Here is a 17,128-nt window from a genome sequence, read left to right as displayed (position 1 = left end):
TCCATCTTTTATTCATTTTTGGACATCTCCCTTCCGATTCGGCATCTCACTTCGATATACATCTGCTCTAGTTCGACATATGAAAGCTCATATAACTGCCGGCCATCTTTTGCCTCGTAAACCTCATGGTCGATGAGAAAATTGATAAGATATTCCTTGCGCTCTTGAACTAATTTTTGTTTCTCAACGGCTTCTTTGAGAACTGCCATAAAGTTCACTCCTTTCATAAATCCCTGCTATTGCCGGAAAGTTTTTATGCTCTTTCCTCATATCTCGAAACGTTAGAAATTCTTGTCCTCGTGCCATCGGAAAATCTAACGGGTATTCGTGACAGTTTTTCGGTTTTCGCTTAAATTTCTTCTGGAAAAACTCAATCGCTTCTTCCTGACTTGCGGCAAATACGAAAGCGAAAATCTTTTCATCATACTTGAGAGAAAAAAACTTTATATCGCTTAATCCCAGTTGGTTTTGCTGGATCATCTGTGCAACTTTTTCATGATCGGCTTGCAAAAAGTCGATCTTGTCGGCATCATCCTCGAGTGACACTTTCCCTTCCTGAAGCAAGTGCAGTATGTAGTGGGCTAGTGTCTTTTCTTCATATCTGATGCTCTCCTCATACAGCTCTCTGACCGTAGTCATCGATAATCTCTCCTGTGTGTTCGTTGTATTTGACACGAACGGTTCCAACCGGGCCGTTTCGGTTTTTAGCGATGATAAGCTCTAGCGTGTCGTCGTCCGTCTCTTTGTTGTAATACTTTTCACGGTACAGGAAAAAGATGAGGTCTGCGTCTTGTTCCACGCTTCCCGATTCGCGAATATCGGACATCACCGGACGCTTGTCCGATCGTTGCTCAACCGAACGGTTCAGCTGCGCCAGTGTGATAACCGGGCAGTTAAATTCTTTCGCCATCGCTTTGAGACTTTTTGATATTTCAGTTACCTGCAAATGTGCGCTGCCTCCGTAAAAGTTCGTTGGCCGTATCAAAGTCAAATAGTCTATGAATATCACAGGCTTCTTTTCTGGAAACCTATGAATCATTTTCCTCGTTTTCGCTCTCATTTCCATGATGGTTTGGCCAGCACCGTCAAAAATCTGAATGTTGGTGTCCGCCACTCTGCCAATGATGGTCGGCCATAGTTTTTTCTGTTCATCCGTTAGCCCTTTGTAAAGGTTCCGCATTTTCATTCGATTGAATCTGCCGGTTGAAGCGATCAATCTGTCTGTAATGCTACGGCTTGGCATTTCAAGCGAAAACACAATCGGCAAATACCCTTGCCAGCCAGCTTGTTTTGCTAGGTGAATCATGACATCCGTTTTTCCCATTGAAGGCCGAGCCGCGATCACGGTCACTTCTCCGTCCTGAAATCCGAACGTCATTCTATCGAGTTGAGCAAGTCCTGTCGGCACCCCTCGTTTCTTTTCTTCCGGTCGCCAAGGGGCTTCATACATATCTGCAAGGATATCGGTGATAGATGCATGATCGTCCATCTTTGATTCATTGATAGCATCCAACGATGTGATGACTTTGCCGATTTCCCATCCTTCCTGAATGGCCCGCGTTAGGATATTGTTTTTCTCCCGTTCTTTCCAAGCTTCTAATACAAGTTCCTCGTATTCCTCGATTTTTTCGGCATCGGCAAAGGAAGCAAGTTCATTGATATATGAAATGCCGCCAAGTTGATCTAGTTCGGGAGCCGTCGATAAGGTGACAACATCCACGGGCTTACCTTTCCTTGTGAGCTGCAGCATGGTTTTGAAAAGCTTTTGATGACGAGTCTCTTCAAATTGTTCCGGTTTTAGTGTTGTGTCCTTTAGCAAGTAGTTGTGCCTTAGAAACGTCCCTAGCAGCGCTTTTTCTGCAATCATGTCCAATCTTCCCCAGCGTTGATGTCATACACAAACTCGCCGTAGTAAGGCGGGGTTTGTTCTTTTTGCTCCCGTAAGTCTGCAATGGTTGGGACAAATTTCTTCTCTTTCACATGAACCTTCACACGTTCCATGACAGCTTCATAATCTTGGTCCAGTAAAAACTCATGCCAGATGTCGAGTTTTTCTGATGACACTTCAAAATTTGGATAGACGTTTGCGAGGATTTTAAACACTGTTTTCAGCTGCTCCCGTGTCATCTATAACGCCTCCCAATCGATTTCAGATACTTTTGCTTTTCCAATTTTGTGTTTTGTTTGCTGATCGAACTTCTCGTTATATTCCCTAACCGAATCCAAAGTAAATAAACCGAGATAATGCAAATCTTTAAGGATTTTAGAAACGTATTTTGCTGGATTTCTAGGTATTTGCTCTCTAGCTCTTTTTATAACTTCACAAATAATTTCTTCTGGCTCCACAAATTGACTTTTTTCAATCCATTCATTAAACTCGCTAATTAATGTGTGAGGTGGAAAATGACCAAAAGCTTTTTCATATTCAGTAACAGGGTTAGGCTTTTCCATATCATCATCCATTATTTCTTTATTATTTAGTAAGTTATTATTTAGTTCTTTATTATTTAGTAGTTGGTCATTTTCCGACTGTCGGTTCACCGACTGACGGTTTACCGACGGTCGGTTTTCAACCCGTCGGTTATCTTCGTCAATTACGACTGGATGCTCATAGACAATCGTTTCCCAACCAACAAACCTTCCTTTTTCGTCTTGTAATTTTTCCCTTACCACATATCCATACTCTCGAAGTTCCTTCATAGCTGCTTTGAATGTTGAACTGCCGTCTGGAGAGTGTTTGATCAGTTCTTCGTTGTAAAACGTCCAATCATCCGGCATGGAAAGCATGTAGGCAAGCAACCCTTTTGCTTTCCAGCTCAACCGATCATCGTGTAAACCAACTTTACTCATCACGACATAGTTGCTGTTTTTGTGAACGCGGATGACTCCCATTTGTTCACTCCCTTATTTAATTCAACTAATCGGAATTATGGAAAGAAGCTGTTTCAAAAATGGATAAAATGTCCGATGGTGATTTACCTTCCATATTTACTCCATAACATCTACATGTACATGATGCTATAATGGTGATTGCAGCTGCATTTTTTAAAGATTCATCTTTTTAGCTGTCTCACTGTTCCCGGCAGCGAGGCTTTTTATTTAAATCCAATACTTGTTCAAGTTTTTGTAATAATCGTAGAGTCCTTGCTTTCTAAGCTCATAGACCTTCGTCATAATTGTTTTTTCTGTTCTCCCCAAAGCCAGTGAGATTAGTTCCGGACCATCAAATTCGTAAAATTTACAAATATATTCAAGATCCGATTCTGTGAATGGTTCCCCATGATTTTCATGAAAGCTTGGATGATATTTCATTCGACCAAAATTATCGTACTCAACGGAGAGATCATCCTTCTTTCCGCAAATTTGTGCCATACTTGTTACCCCTTTCCTCACATACTGATGTGCTAGTGCACATCGCTAAAGGCAAGAACGTTGATAGTCAGGGGGAGAAAACTAGCGCAACGCTCTCACCTTTAACGACAGGCACTAGGCCCGTCTTGTGAAAGGGAGAGGAAATATGGTAGAATTGGTTGTGGTATGATGGGTATTTAGATGGCTAGTGCTAGGCACTGGCCGTTTTTTCTTGTTGTCGCAACAGCTTGTACACTTCCTCTTTTGCTTTCAACTCAGTTGCCATAAGGAGAGTTGGATTCTCTCTCATTTCTTGACAAAGTCTACGAATCTCAGAAACTTTCATCAGACGGCTGGCAGTGAAACAGACAATCATTTGTAACTCCTCCTCTCAACAATAGTTAGATCAACATCAATTCCAAGATCCCACATCATCTGAGCAATCTGTACAAGTTGATCATGATCCTTTTTCAGTTTGATGAGCTCGTCCAAGTCACGTTTGCAGCGTTTGAATTCATCTACCCAGCCGTTCAGCTTCTTCAAGGTTGTCTCGTTTTAATTCCATCCGAGCTCGTTCCAAACACGAATAACAACATTCATACAATTTAGTGGCTAGCTTCATGTCTTCAGGAAGGACGTTCACGATGCAGCTCCCTCCTTTTGCAACAGTAGCCGGAATGTCTCTCTCCCTTTCGGTGTAATCAACGTTTGAACGTCCGCTTTTCCGTTTCTAGCAAACTCCTTCAATTCAAATAATTCTGGCACGTATGGCGCATAAGGTTTGAGTTTCCCTTTCTGATCCCGATAAACAAATTTGTTTTGGAGTAGCCAGTTGATAAAGAACCGTTCCTTGACTTTCAGTTCTTTCGCCGTGTCTCGGAAATTAGTCAAAAGATTCCGATCAATCAAGGCATCAAAGTAATCTACTTTCGGTTTCATCGCCGCGATTTGTTCATTTTGTCGGCGTACCGTTTCCAGAACACCACGGAACATCATCTTTGTTTGGTCGTCTGCAAAAGGTAAGTATGTTCGAATAAACAGATCTTCATTGGATACATAGCCGCCGGTTCTGCGGATTGTTGGTAACACTTCTGCGGTTACCCAGCGTTTAAAGCGTTTTGCCTTTTCTTTTATTTCCGGATTGTTACCTTGTTTAGCTGCACCAAAAATTAAGCTATAGAGTCCAGATTCATTTATGAATTTTTTGTTTTGTTTACCTCCGTTTGTAAGGACTACGTGGACCGCGGAGTCCTCTTCTTCTACGTGATTTTTAATTGCATCATGCGGTCTAGAAAATGATAATGCGGAAGCAGCTTCAGTTGCTCCAAACCACTCAACACCATCAACAATCATTACTGGTAGCTCACCGAAAATCTGATGGTTGAAAACCTGAATATTACTCATCGTTTCCCCTCTCTTTTTGTAGGATTTTCCTCTTTCCTGTCGAATAAAGACGATGGAAAGGAGTGTTATTACTTATGAGCATTCCAAAATTTACAGATAGCCAAATTGAAGCAATAGCCAAAATTATTGGTGACACTTCAAAAGGTTTTACCGGCTCTGAAATAACAAGATTATTAGCTCAAATAGGTATTCAAGATCCGTATCAAACCTGGACGAAATGGAAACGGATTGATTATTGGTTAAGTCATATCCAACGCAAACAAGATAGTCCATATCCCGTCATTCAATTTATTCAAATTTCGATGGACCCAGCGAGATTTATTGACGATCCTAATCTGTTCAACGACATGAGAACTAGGTTAAATGCCGTCCTCTTGCTTAACGGTTTGGAGATAAATCCTTCTGGAAAAGTGGTCAGAACTAGAAAAGCCGAAACTTTAGATGAAGCACATCGACGTGCAAGTGAACTGAGACAAAAGCTTATTCAACGCACTATACACTCAAACGTATTAAAGTTTTGTGAAGCAGAATATTTTCAGAAAAACTATTTCCACGCAGTTTTCGAAGCGGTCAAAAGTATTCTTGATCGTCTTCGAGAAATGACTGGTCTCGAAGAAGACGGTGTTCCACTTGTGATAAAGGTTTTCGACGAAAAAAGGCCGATGCTGAGTTTCAATAAATTTCAAACATCCAGCGAACAAAATGAGTTAATGGGTTTTAGATCACTTATCATTGGATTAGTTAAAATGGTTAGAAATCCACATGCTCACGAAGCAAAATTAAAATGGACAATTGAAGAAAAAGATGCTTTAGACATTTTAACAATGGTGTCTTATGTTCATCGCAAGTTAGATGAATCTGTTAGAACAAATTATTGAATCGAAAATAAATGCTCATGACATTCCACATATCCTAAAGCCTTACTGTTCATGAATTTTGTATAGGCATATTCCACTTTCGATGCGTAGTCCGTAGCCAATTCTTTATCAACAAAAAGCATTGCACTTCCTTTGTCCAATGAAATGGTCATTTTAGGGTCTGTTAGATAATAGTTAAGGTGTTTGTATTTTAAAGAGACGATGTAAAACTTATTCTGATGCACTAGAGAAGCTGTCGTTGTTGCGACGGCTTCTTTTTGTTTTGTCATTCACTCCACCTCCCACTTGTCCGCTTTTCTTCCAAAAGAAGCCCTAAAGGGCAGCTGGATCATACTCCCGATCAATGCGTTCATGCAGTTCTTTTTTGAATCGCATTACCTCATTGTGCATGTCGCGGTCGCGATTTTTTGTAACTTCAGCAACTTTACGTGTGTAAAATGCGATCGCTTCTGTCAATTTTTCAAAATCATACGCGCTAGGCATGTTTTTCATTTGTTCACCTCCTCCCCCTTTTTTCACCCTTGCTTCCAGTCCAGCATAAAGTGGCCAGCCGTCTCGAGACATGGTATTGCGCGCTTGGTCATATGTGATCGGGTGATATTTTCCACCCGCAAACACTTCAATGACATATGTTTCATCTAGCAGGATTTCGCCGCTTTTCGCTTCGAGTGATACGCTGTCGCCGTCGACAATGAGTATGCCGATCGTATAGTTTTCAAGAAATGCATCGATTTCACGAGTTGTACGCTTGATGTGATCGTTGAGCATTTTCGGTTACCTCCCTTCCACATAATTCTTTTCTTCCTGTTCACGGATCCACTGATCGAGCCTGCTGCTGCTGAAAAAATACCGGGGGTTCTTGCTGCCGTCCGCACCGTGTACCCGATGTGGGATGCGTTTTTCTCGGCACAAACGGCGCAAGGTGTATTCAGACATGTGCAGGTACTCGCATGCTTCTGAAAATGTGAGTGTGCGATCGGGTGAAAGATTCATCTCCGCTCGCAACTCTTGGAGCAGCTCAGTTTTGAGCTGTTCTTTCAGGTCAGCAATGATGGCAGCGAACGCTTTTTCAGCGGTCATGATTTATCCTCCTTATCAGCTGATCATGTATTTGTTATAGATTGTTTTACTAACAGACAGCTCAAGGCCGAACTTTTTCACCAAAGCCATCAGTTTTACTGTGTCTTCAAGTACTTGCTGCCGCTTAACAAGCATGTCTGGCGTCATGTCATTTTTCTTAATTATCTTCGGGTATCCATACATGGAGGACACGGCTTTATTAGCAATGGTGTTGGCTTTGATGAAATCCACTCTGACCGGTTTCTCCAAAGATTCTTTGAGCTTGCGCATAGCTTCTTTTTGGTGCTCTTTGTCGAGCATGCGGAATATTTGGAAGCCTTCAAGGCCGGTAGACTGGCGGAGTTGTTTGATTACCTGTTTGACCCACTTTTTGAACGCCTTTGCTTCCTGACGCCGGCTGTTGAATATTGCTTCATAGATTCCTGTTTCAGAAATAACGATCATTTCTTGATTTCCTCCAGGGGTACGCACAATGTGCGTATCCTTTTCCTCATTATCCATAAGCCGTGTCATGTCAGAAGCCATTCGGTAACCCAAAGCACCAGCGACATCTTTAGCGACCGCCCACCAATCGCCAGGGTCCTTTTCTACAAACCGAATTTGGCGACCGTTCCAGATTTCGGTTTTTAAAGATGTCATGTCCGCACCTCCTTCCATGAAGTTTTTTGTTCCTTTTTAGGAACGTTTGGTTCAAAAAAATATTCGATTGGAACTCTAAACCCATTATGAAGTCGTTTGACTTCACTTAAAGTGAAATCGCCACCGAATCCATTTAATTTCTTACTAATTGTGTTTGGTGTCATATCAAGTAATTCAGCTACATCTTTATGTTTTATTCCATTCTCTACTAGAAATGCTTTTATCTTATTGTAAGGTTGCCTTTTCCTCGTCATTCAATATCACCTCCTTTATCGTTCCGTTTTAGGAACAATTTAAATATACTCCTTTTTATTTTCTGTGTCAATAAAATTTGTTCCTTTTTCGGTATTATTTTTATTAAAAATGTTGCGTTTATGGAACATGTATTATAAAATATTCCCGTAGAAGGAATATTTTTTTAGGATGTGAATAGAAGATGAGCACTTTCGGAGAGAAAATTAAAAAGCTAAGAAAGAGTAAAAATTTAAGCATTGGAGAATTAGTGACAGAATTAAATAAAATTTACAAAACAAACATTAGCAAGAGTATGATTTCTCGATATGAAAATGATACTGCTGATCCGAAAATGGAAAACATAAGAATTCTTGCCGACTATTTCAATGTATCTGCAGATTATTTAGTAGGGATTAAGGATGAAAACAATAATATAACCACAATAGCTGCTCACCACGACGGTGATGAGGATTGGACCGAAGAAGAATTAGAGGAAATTGAACGCTTTAAAGAATTTATAAGGTCCAAAAGAAAACGCCAGGAGTGATGAACATATATGACGTACGAAAATTTGCTGCGGGAGGCACAACAGCATGGTATAGACACTTACGAAAAGCCGATGACACCGACTATCAAGGGGTTGTATTCCGATAAAGTGATTTGGATAAACAAGAATATCCCTACTAATGACGAAAAAGCCTGCATCCTGGCTGAAGAATTAGGACACTACCACACATCCTCTGGCAACATTTTGGATCAGTCTAAAATATCGAATCGCAAACAAGAGCTTCGGGCTCGCACTTGGGCATATGAACGTCTTGTTCCATTACAAAAAATTGTACAAGCCCACAAAAGTGGAGTCCGTAACCGATATGAATTAGCTGAATATTTAGGCATTACAGAGGACTTTCTTGTCGCTGCCATAAAACGTTATAAAGAAAAGTACGGTTTATACTTTTCAATTGAAAATTACACTATTTGTTTTGAACCTTTAGGTGTAATGGAATTGTTCGATTGATTTTCGGCAAATTCCAGCCGCAAGGCTGTTCACATATATAAAACCGAACATACATTCTCATGGAAGGAGAGTTGACATGAAAGGAAGCATCGAAAAAAGAGGTAAAAATTCGTGGCGGCTGCGGATCGATCTTGGATACAATCCGGACGGCACACGCAATCGCCCAAGCAAGACGATTACCGTGGAAGATCCGGCACTGTTACGAACAAAGAAGAAACTTAGGGATTACCTGGAAGATCAACTGGCCATTTTCAAGCGGGAGGTGTTGTCCAGCACCTACATCAAACCGGAAAAAACAACTTTCAAAGAATTTGTAGACAAGCATTGGCGGCCGAAATTCGCATCCGATCCGGACAACCTGGCCCCTTCCACACTCGTCGTGTATGACCAGCACCTTGCCACACACATTATACCGAGTTTCGGTCATATGCGATTAGACGACATACAGACCATGCACGTTGTTGATTTTCTAGCGTACCTGAAAACACCTGAGGCGAGGAAAGACGGAAAGCCAGGTACACTAGGAAATGGTACACAGCGAGACATTTTGAAAGTTTTGCGCAATGTTTTGAACATTGCGGTAGAGTGGAAATTCATTGCCCAGAATCCATGTGACGGAGTACGCTGGCCGAAGAAGCCGGAAACGAAGATCGAGGTGTACGATGAACCCGAAATCATGGAGATCATCGATGCGCTATACCAGCAACCTACCGTCTGGTGGCTCCTGATCTTGGGGACGTTTTTGGGCGGATTCCGACGCGGAGAGATTGTCGCAGTTGAGATTTCCGACTGCGATTTTGGGGACAACAGTATATTGATTGATGAAAACATCCCAATGAAAATTGATCGGGAATACCTCATCAAGGCTCCCAAAACCCGTTCATCCGTCCGAAAAGTCAAAATGCCTGCCTGGTATATGGAAGAATTGAAAGAGTACGCTACAAAAGAGTGGAAACGCCAACGTTGGGCAGCAGGATCAAAGTGGAAAGCTCCGGAAGGAAGACAATTTCTTTTCCATAAAGGAGACGGTCTACCCTATCACCCCAACTATGTTACACGCTGGTGGAGAGAATTTTTAAAGAAAAATGGATTTCGGCACATCAAATTACATGCCCTGCGCCATACCTCCGCTACTTTTTTGCTCGAGCAAGGTCTGACTGCGCGTGCAGTAGCAGAACGACTTGGACATGCAAACGAAAAAACGCTCTTGTCCACGTACAGCCACGTGACCAAGAGCATGGAAGAACGGGCAGCACAGGAGTTTGACCGGTTCCAACGCCGCCCGAAATCAAATATATAGAAACCGTCCCCAATTCGTCCCCAACTTCGAAAAAGGGACGGCAACTACCTTTTTAAACCCCTGATATATCAAGGTTTTCAGTAACATTATATCACAATGTTACTACTCCTCATAGTTAAGATAAAAACTTTAGGTGAGTTGGAACACATGTATATATCGGAGCGAATGTTTCAATTCCTCATAGTTAAGATAAAAACGAAGATTTGAGTCAAATGAGTGGTCATGTAGGCTCGTTTCAATCCCTCATAGTTAAGATAAAAACGTTTCAAGAGTACCAAAAGGAATTCAAAGAATTATGTTTCAATCCCTCATAGTTAAGATAAAAACTATACATCGCACACCACTTATACAAACCGTTCAACCTGTTTCAAACCCTCATAGTTAAGATAAAAACGCATACACTTCCAAAAGCATTTTGTATTCATGGTCTGTGTTTCAATCCCTCATAGTTAAGATAAAAACATTAATGATGTGGTACGTCATTATGACGTTACCCAGTTTCAATCCCTCATAGTTAAGATAAAAACTGAAATATCGAATTCATATTCATTTTCATCCCACCAGTTTCAATCCCTCATAGTTAAGATAAAAACAATTGCAGCAAGTGCCGACGCCTTTTGCGCATCTGTGGTTTCAATCCCTCATAGTTAAGATAAAAACGTTAGAACCACCTCCACCACGCCCTATTCGAATAGGTTTCAATCCCTCATAGTTAAGATAAAAACCCAAAAAGCGGGGTGAAACAATTGGCATATATCGGCTTGTTTCAATCCCTCATAGTTAAGATAAAAACGCCTTGAATGATGAATTGTTGACCTTCAATATCTGAAAGTTTCAATCCCTCATAGTTAAGATAAAAACTCGGTAAATTCGACGTATATATCGTAGGCAAACCGTGTTTCAATCCCTCATAGTTAAGATAAAAACCGTTTAGGGGATACGGTTCGCGTTAAAGATACAGAGTTGTTTCAATCCCTCATAGTTAAGATAAAAACAGGTGCATCAATGATCATTTGGAAAGAAACAGAAAAAGTTTCAATCCCTCATAGTTAAGATAAAAACTTATTAGGGTTACATCGTGTTGAACATTTACTTTTGTTTCAATCCCTCATAGTTAAGATAAAAACTTTTTTATTTCCGTTGAAATCATCTACCCATTTCCAGTTTCAATCCCTCATAGTTAAGATAAAAACTACTGAACAAACAGAAGATATAACAGAAGCACCAAGTTTCAATCCCTCATAGTTAAGATAAAAACAAGTGAGAAATCGAAAAAATGCTCCTATTTTTGATTGTTTCAATCCCTCATAGTTAAGATAAAAACTAGAAGAGCGCCGCAAAAAGTGGCAATATGCTTGGGTGTTTCAATCCCTCATAGTTAAGATAAAAACCCAACAAAAATTGACAAGCTGTTAGAAACCATTTCGTTTCAATCCCTCATAGTTAAGATAAAAACAGGTGGCCTTCTAGGAGGAGCCGAAACGGAAATCGTGTTTCAATCCCTCATAGTTAAGATAAAAACCCTCTAGGCGTGTTCCATCCTCACGCTCCGGACCAAGTTTCAATCCCTCATAGTTAAGATAAAAACGAAGGAATTAAACGAAACAAAGAAATTCATTTCCTCAAGTTTCAATCCCTCATAGTTAAGATAAAAACAAAACAGAACTTATTTTAATCATTTGACAAGAATTTCAGTTTCAATCCCTCATAGTTAAGATAAAAACGATGTATTGCGCCTTGTTCTGCTACTTTTTTGGTGGTTTCAATCCCTCATAGTTAAGATAAAAACCGTTTTGAACGAATCTACCATGTTTTCTTTTCTATAGTTTCAATCCCTCATAGTTAAGATAAAAACGGATCAAATTCCTGTTTATTTTATGGACAGTCAGTAGTTTCAATCCCTCATAGTTAAGATAAAAACGCCCACATTGCCGGGAGAGATCTCGGCGTTTTTTTGGTTTCAATCCCTCATAGTTAAGATAAAAACCCCAAAAATCATTGATGGTGCAAGGTTTTGATAATAATGGAAATTTTGTTATTTTCATTTTAGCGTAAACAGTCAATTTTATCAATTCTTTGTTTTCCTTGTATTTTCTGTATTTTTTATATCGTTACTCTGAAAAATGAAGTGTCGTCGATCCCCTGGGATTAGTGCGCTATTGAGGATCGACGACAAAGAAAGAAAACTATTCTATGATTTCAAACATACCGAATCCTTGTGAATTTTTGGCCCCGATGCCGACGTCATACATAAATTTCAAATAAGAAGGCGGAGCTTGAATTTCGTAAGTTCCATTCCATGCATTGATACGAAACTCTTTAAACACTGTAACAACTTTATCTTTTTCCGTTACTTTTATCGGCTTAATAGTTACTCTCTCTGTTGGCTGTTCTTGAAAATAGGCTTGAAACTTATTGCAAAAATTTTTCTCTACCATATCTGAAAAAACAAGATCAAACGGCGAGAAAAAATGCGTTCGCTTTTCACCGTATCGGTTTTCATAAGTGCTATAAACCGTAAGTGGCGATAGCATACGAATTTGATAAGTATGTTTTTCCGCGATCTTTAATGGTTTTACCACTGTCTCCTCGATATGAATCGGCTGTCCGTTTAACATGAATTGTTCTTTCAATAAATAGTTTCTCGCTAAATCCACAATAAGCGAATCTAACATAGAAGAAACATACCATGTTACTTGGTCAAAAAACTCGATTTTTTTCTCATGACGATGAATGCGGTATGTTCCATACAAACGGCTAAATGTAAACATTTTAAACCGCCGCTTTTCCTTCTTATATCCAACGTTATGCAAAAAATCCGCAAGGTCAAAATCTTGAATGGAGCGGTATAAAAATCCTTGCAACACTTCTTCATAGTTGATAGGTAATATAAGGGTTCCATTTTTTGGTCTAAATCGAATCGTAAGCCTCATCTGTTCCTCCTATAAAATGTTGTCTTCTCCACCTTTGCGTAATCCCATCTCTTCCCGCTTCGAATATTTTTACGTGCGAAACGTATAAAACACTACAGAATCTGTATCGGGATCCATGATGTTCGCCAGCTCCATTTTTAACTTTACATAGTTTGCTTCGGAAATTTCCCCTTCCAACACCGAGTTTTGCACCCAATATAAATATTTCCTTGCGATCTTTAACGCTTTCGCGACACGTTTTTTATCAAAATCATAGACTAGTATCACAAACATAGCAACACCTACCATAACGAGCGATACGGCTCATATTCTTTTTCGCCGAGAAGATGCTTTTGAATTTTATAAAGCTCGAGACGAATGAGACGACGGTATGAGACAGACTTACCAAGATGCCTGTGATTGACTGTTGTTTTCATGCGCTTGTCCAATTCCTCGATAAATTTTCTCCGCCCCTCCTCCGATAACAAAATTCCTTCCATATGTTTGTCAAAATCTTTTTTCGTAATCATCTTTTTATTTACAAGAGTAAAAATGAGGCGATCGACCATAATCGGTTTAAAAATTTCCGCAACATCTAGGTTTAAAGAAAATCTTCTAAAATTAGTCGCGTGCAAAAACCCGATACGCGGGTCTAAATACGTTTTGTAGATTTCACTTAGCACCGTTGTATAGCAAATCTGATTCCCGAAACTAATCATTGCGTTTAAACGATTGAGCGGCGGCCGCTTCGAGCGCTTTTCAAACAAAAAGTCTCGGTTATGATTTAAAATATCATCAAACATGCTGTAATATTTCTCGCGTACATGCCCTTCTGTTGACATCATTTCCTCGACGCTTGTCCATTGTTCCAGTTTCGCCCGGCTTGATTGGAAATCCAAAATCATCTCCTTAAACTTCTCGTTATTGGTTTTAACACGGTTTTGATAATATTTCAGCACTTGTATCATTTGCCCGATCGAACCTTCAATGAATTTTCGCGCTAAAGCAAGACGTTTTTCTGGATTCAAATACGCTTCGGCCTGTTTTAAAATGACGTGACCCGCATTTAAATGCTCGCGCGGATAAAACGTTCCCGTGTAATAGCCGTAATGATTAAAATAGTGAATGCAGATATTTTTTTGTGCCATCAGTTCTAAAAACTTCTTCGTTGCATTCACTTCTCCAAAAATATAAATATCATTGATATCTTCAACAGGAAGCTTCCGTTTACGCTCAGTTGTCTCAAAACAAATACTGTTGTCTTCGCGACTTAGTTCGCCGCTTTGAAAAATATAGAGCGTCTTTTTCATCATGATTCCTCCGCAAAACAATATTCACGATAGGCACAGCTTCGGCAAAATCCTATTTTCTTTGGCTCTGGCGGTACAGGCAAACGGGCGATGCGGCGAATTTCAGCTATCGCCTCTTCCAATACCCGTTTTCCTTCTTCTGTCCATTCCACTTTCGTTACTTTCTTTTCTTTTGGAAATAAAAGCTCCCCTTTTGCCTCAATTCCCATTTTTCGCAATGTGTCAAGATAAAACAATAATTGGTAATAGGCACTTTTTTCGTATGTGGATGATTTTTTTACTTCACCGACAACAAGCGTATCCCCTTCGCGGCGAATGCGGTCCACTTTAATATTGCCGATCAGCATTTCTTTCTTCTGACGCTGATAGCTTGTTTCCGAGATAAAACGGCCAATTTCGAGGTTATCATCCTCTTGGTCGGCGGCGATCTGATGTGTAATCAGCCAAACCTCGCGCTTGCAGATGAAGTAGTACCAAATATGTGTTCCATTTACATCCATTACATAGTCCATGCATTCACCATCTCGCTTGAGCGAATCAGTCCATATTCGCTGTTGTAATATTGGTTTAGTATATCGTTGGATAAATGAATCATTTTCGTTTTTTCGTATAAATCCCGATCCAGATTCTTTACAAGTTTAATCGGAGCGGAAATGACATATTGGCGCACGTCTTTTTTCAAACGCAAATAGTTTTCAAACCGAGTTTCTAAGTCTTTCTCCTCAATCACCTGCTGAATATATTGCTGCCAAATGTCCATCGCTTGATCATCTACTTCGACAAACACATCCACTGCTTGATGCGCGTTTTCAATCAATTGAAATTCCGATACATATTTGGGCTTATTTTTGCTTCCCGACTTATCTTTTGCATCAAATTTTAGTTCTTCCATCGCACTTATAATCCCATCGGAAGCATCGAACGATTTTTTGCCGCGCATTTCAGTAAAATATTGCATAATGATATCAAAAAATTGATGCTCAGATACCGGTGTTTTCGGTAGCACTTCCTTCGCTATATTTGTATGAACACCCTTATACACATATTGTGATTCTAACTTTCCATCTCGCTCAATTGGCGTTATATACACCTTACCAAGTCCATGTAACTTTCCGTTACGATTGCAGCGTCCCGCCGCTTGGACAATGGAATCAATAGGTCCTAAGTCGCGATACACCACGTCAAAATCAACATCGACTCCTGCTTCGACAACTTGCGTTGAAATAACAACAACTTTCTTCTTCTCTTTTAAAAGCTGTCTTATTTGTTCAATGCAGCATTTCCGCTCACAAGGCACAATATTTGTAGAAAGGTAGATTACGTCATAACTGCGTTCTTTTAGCCATTCTTTTATCCCTTCATAAATTTCAATCGATGTTTTAATTGTGTTAAAAATCGCCAAATAAGTTTTTCCATCTTCAAAACGGTTTTGAAACAGTTCCATCCATTCTGCGGGACTGTATGCGCCTTTATCCCCTCCTAGCCAATGAAGCTCGACCCGTTCCATTTCTTTAAAAAAGTCAATTGGCTTTACCATTTCCGATTCCAAAAGTTCAACCGTTTCACCTTCGGGGAAAATAAGCGGCTGCGTTGCTGTTAACAACAAAATTTTGCAGGAAAACAATTCTGCCATTTTGTACAACACGGAACGCAACAAAGGCCAATATTCCATCGGCACGTTTTGAATTTCGTCGAGAATGATAATGCTTCCGGCAATTTGATGGAATTTTTTTAACGCGCGGTTTTCATAGCCAATCAGTGTATAAAACAATTGCACAAATGTCGTGACAATCAGCTCTGCCTCCCAGCTTTCCGTCAGCAACAATGCTTTGCGGAGAGGCAGTTCCTCGTTTTCAGTTTTGTATTGAAACGCAGATAAGTGGTGATGCTTAACTAAATACCGCTGCTCATTTGCATGAAAATCATCCAACTGGCTTAACAAATCACGGACTACTTTTTCATTTTGATCGATAACGCTTGTAAACGGCAGAGCGTAAATAATTTTTGGGGTATAGCCATACTGCCTTTCTGCTTGCTCGCGCCATTTTAAAGCAACCGAAAGCGACAGCAGCGTTTTTCCCGCTCCAGTCGGCGCCGTTAATGTGAACAATCGCTGTTCTGGTTTTGTTTTAAAAAGCCCCTCTATTCGTTCCATCACTACGTTGTACATCCGATTGCGCCACCCGTTCGTCCCCTCTGTCACGTTCACATCAAAATTCGCTTCGCGGTACTGGTCGACAAGATGAGCTGGAATGTGAACACGCGGTTTCCGTTCGATGTTAGCCGCCGATAATTTATCCGCATCAATAAGCACAGAATATAGCAATAGCACATAATAATAAAGTTTCCTCGTCAATTCTTGTTTTCTTCGTTTATCGATCAAATAATATTGGCGGTATACCTCGTCGAACGCTTTTTCATAATTTTGAAGGAAGCTGTGCAGTTCTTCTGAAAGAGACAATGGAATGGACAGTTCATCCCATAAAGGAGATAAATCTTCCACAATCGCAGAAGCATGGTTCTTTATATCATCGATTTGCTGTTTTAATGTAATGACTCGGTAATATAATGAATCTTGCACGGTATTTTCTGCAATATGGCGCGATTTTGTTACATCTAAAGAAATATCGCGCAAATTCCCATGATGGTGCATAACGACGAAGTAGCCTAATAGCGGGGCAAATTCAAACCAAGAAGCATTTAAGTTCACCGGATGGCGCAAAAGATGAGCGGTAAACACGGCAGAAATAAAGGAATGATGATGTAAATCTCCCCTTGCTTCACCTGTTTGCAAATAATCCTGAAAGTATGATAAATATTTACCGAAATCGTGTGACACCGCAACAATTTTTCCTATATATTCAAGCGTCGCCCGATCTCCCTTAGACAACGGCACATGCTTAAGCATATCTTGCAAATATTCGTATACTTCCTTTAAATGTACAGTCAATTTTTTCTCTGGATTATTATGAGACAAATACATATGCTTCACCCCTAGAAAT

General features: G+C 40.1%; 22 protein-coding genes and 1 CRISPR repeat array. Of the genes, 4 read left to right on the top strand and 18 right to left on the bottom strand.

Annotated elements, in window-relative coordinates; genetic code table 11:
- Positions 1-8: 8 nt before the first annotated feature.
- The 8 genes from NSS70_RS04430 to NSS70_RS04395 form a co-directional block, all read right to left on the bottom strand.
- Positions 9-209, bottom strand: coding sequence for a Fur-regulated basic protein FbpA (locus NSS70_RS04430; RefSeq protein WP_340880999.1), 201 nt, complete (start codon positions 207-209; stop codon positions 9-11).
- Positions 184-639 carry a hypothetical protein gene (locus NSS70_RS04425; protein WP_340880998.1) on the bottom strand — a complete coding sequence of 152 codons (456 nt, stop codon included), beginning with the start codon at positions 637-639 and terminating at the stop codon, positions 184-186. Before NSS70_RS04425 ends, NSS70_RS04430 begins: the two co-directional genes overlap by 26 nt.
- Entirely contained in the window at positions 614-1,867 is a 1,254-nt protein-coding gene (locus NSS70_RS04420; RefSeq protein WP_340880997.1) for a replicative DNA helicase, read from the bottom strand. Before NSS70_RS04420 ends, NSS70_RS04425 begins: the two co-directional genes overlap by 26 nt.
- Positions 1,864-2,127, bottom strand: a complete 264-nt coding sequence (locus NSS70_RS04415; RefSeq protein ID WP_340880996.1) for a replicative helicase loader/inhibitor — start codon at positions 2,125-2,127, stop codon at positions 1,864-1,866. Before NSS70_RS04415 ends, NSS70_RS04420 begins: the two co-directional genes overlap by 4 nt.
- Positions 2,128-2,892, bottom strand: coding sequence for a DnaD domain protein (locus NSS70_RS04410; RefSeq protein ID WP_340880995.1), 765 nt, complete (start codon positions 2,890-2,892; stop codon positions 2,128-2,130).
- Positions 2,893-3,099: 207 nt separating this feature from the next.
- A complete protein-coding gene (locus tag NSS70_RS04405; protein ID WP_340880994.1) occupies positions 3,100-3,372 on the bottom strand; it encodes a DNA-entry nuclease in 273 nt (90 codons plus the stop codon).
- Positions 3,373-3,562: 190 nt separating this feature from the next.
- The gene (locus NSS70_RS04400; protein ID WP_340880993.1) at positions 3,563-3,727 is read right to left on the bottom strand and encodes a hypothetical protein; all 165 of its coding nucleotides are present in this window, start codon (positions 3,725-3,727) and stop codon (positions 3,563-3,565) included.
- A gap of 263 nt (positions 3,728-3,990) precedes the next feature.
- Positions 3,991-4,755, bottom strand: coding sequence for a phage antirepressor KilAC domain-containing protein (locus tag NSS70_RS04395; protein ID WP_340880992.1), 765 nt, complete (start codon positions 4,753-4,755; stop codon positions 3,991-3,993).
- Positions 4,756-4,829: 74 nt separating this feature from the next.
- On the opposite strand from NSS70_RS04395, the gene NSS70_RS04390 reads away from it, so the two are divergent.
- On the top strand, positions 4,830-5,633 hold the full coding sequence (locus tag NSS70_RS04390; RefSeq protein ID WP_340880991.1) for a TIGR02391 family protein: 804 nt from the start codon (positions 4,830-4,832) through the stop codon (positions 5,631-5,633).
- On the opposite strand, the gene NSS70_RS04385 is transcribed toward NSS70_RS04390, so the two are convergent.
- Genes NSS70_RS04385 through NSS70_RS04365 form a run of 5 tightly spaced genes read right to left on the bottom strand, consistent with a single transcriptional unit; the run spans position 5,627 to position 7,606 of the window.
- Positions 5,627-5,902 (bottom strand): hypothetical protein, encoded by a 276-nt coding sequence (locus NSS70_RS04385; RefSeq protein WP_340880990.1) that lies wholly within the window; start codon positions 5,900-5,902, stop codon positions 5,627-5,629. The two genes, NSS70_RS04390 and NSS70_RS04385, sit on opposite strands and share 7 nt — an antisense overlap.
- Before the next feature lie 43 nt (positions 5,903-5,945).
- Entirely contained in the window at positions 5,946-6,401 is a 456-nt protein-coding gene (locus NSS70_RS04380) for a hypothetical protein (protein ID WP_340880989.1), read from the bottom strand.
- Positions 6,402-6,407: 6 nt separating this feature from the next.
- Positions 6,408-6,713, bottom strand: coding sequence for a helix-turn-helix domain-containing protein (locus NSS70_RS04375; RefSeq protein ID WP_340880988.1), 306 nt, complete (start codon positions 6,711-6,713; stop codon positions 6,408-6,410).
- 15 nt (positions 6,714-6,728) lie between these two features.
- A complete protein-coding gene (locus NSS70_RS04370; protein WP_311066912.1) occupies positions 6,729-7,352 on the bottom strand; it encodes a BRO-N domain-containing protein in 624 nt (207 codons plus the stop codon).
- Positions 7,349-7,606: a helix-turn-helix transcriptional regulator gene (locus NSS70_RS04365; protein WP_340880987.1), complete on the bottom strand. Its 258-nt coding sequence runs from the start codon at positions 7,604-7,606 to the stop codon at positions 7,349-7,351. The genes NSS70_RS04370 and NSS70_RS04365 overlap by 4 nt, the downstream gene beginning before the upstream one ends.
- A 182-nt stretch (positions 7,607-7,788) precedes the next feature.
- Here NSS70_RS04365 and NSS70_RS04360 point away from each other — a divergent pair, with 182 nt between their 5' ends.
- From NSS70_RS04360 to NSS70_RS04350, 3 genes are all read left to right on the top strand, one after another.
- Positions 7,789-8,133, top strand: coding sequence for a helix-turn-helix domain-containing protein (locus NSS70_RS04360; protein ID WP_144597896.1), 345 nt, complete (start codon positions 7,789-7,791; stop codon positions 8,131-8,133).
- 9 nt (positions 8,134-8,142) lie between these two features.
- Entirely contained in the window at positions 8,143-8,604 is a 462-nt protein-coding gene (locus tag NSS70_RS04355) for an ImmA/IrrE family metallo-endopeptidase (RefSeq protein ID WP_340880986.1), read from the top strand.
- Between the two features lie 76 nt (positions 8,605-8,680).
- Positions 8,681-9,904, top strand: coding sequence for a tyrosine-type recombinase/integrase (locus NSS70_RS04350; protein ID WP_340880985.1), 1,224 nt, complete (start codon positions 8,681-8,683; stop codon positions 9,902-9,904).
- A 98-nt stretch (positions 9,905-10,002) separates the two neighbouring features.
- A CRISPR array of direct repeats spans positions 10,003-11,891; the repeat unit is 30 nt; unit sequence GTTTCAATCCCTCATAGTTAAGATAAAAAC.
- Between the two features lie 199 nt (positions 11,892-12,090).
- On the opposite strand, the gene cas6 is transcribed toward NSS70_RS04350, so the two are convergent.
- The 5 genes from cas6 to cas3 form a co-directional block, all read right to left on the bottom strand.
- On the bottom strand, positions 12,091-12,837 hold the full coding sequence (gene cas6, locus NSS70_RS04345) for a CRISPR-associated endoribonuclease Cas6 (RefSeq protein ID WP_339198934.1): 747 nt from the start codon (positions 12,835-12,837) through the stop codon (positions 12,091-12,093).
- A gap of 69 nt (positions 12,838-12,906) precedes the next feature.
- On the bottom strand, positions 12,907-13,110 hold the full coding sequence (gene cas2 / locus NSS70_RS04340; protein ID WP_340880984.1) for a CRISPR-associated endonuclease Cas2: 204 nt from the start codon (positions 13,108-13,110) through the stop codon (positions 12,907-12,909).
- A gap of 8 nt (positions 13,111-13,118) precedes the next feature.
- Positions 13,119-14,126: a type I-B CRISPR-associated endonuclease Cas1b gene (gene cas1b, locus NSS70_RS04335; protein ID WP_339198931.1), complete on the bottom strand. Its 1,008-nt coding sequence runs from the start codon at positions 14,124-14,126 to the stop codon at positions 13,119-13,121.
- Entirely contained in the window at positions 14,126-14,638 is a 513-nt protein-coding gene (gene cas4, locus NSS70_RS04330) for a CRISPR-associated protein Cas4 (RefSeq protein ID WP_339198929.1), read from the bottom strand. Before cas4 ends, cas1b begins: the two co-directional genes overlap by 1 nt.
- A complete protein-coding gene (gene cas3, locus NSS70_RS04325; RefSeq protein WP_340880983.1) occupies positions 14,626-17,109 on the bottom strand; it encodes a CRISPR-associated helicase Cas3' in 2,484 nt (827 codons plus the stop codon). Before cas3 ends, cas4 begins: the two co-directional genes overlap by 13 nt.
- Between the last annotated feature and the right edge of the window lie 19 nt (positions 17,110-17,128).

The organism is Aeribacillus sp. FSL K6-2848 (assembly GCF_038004325.1).
Classification (GTDB): domain Bacteria; phylum Bacillota; class Bacilli; order Bacillales; family Aeribacillaceae; genus Aeribacillus; species Aeribacillus composti.
The sequence above is the reverse complement of the archived record's forward strand: the minus strand, read 5'-3'. Positions and strand labels throughout refer to the sequence as shown.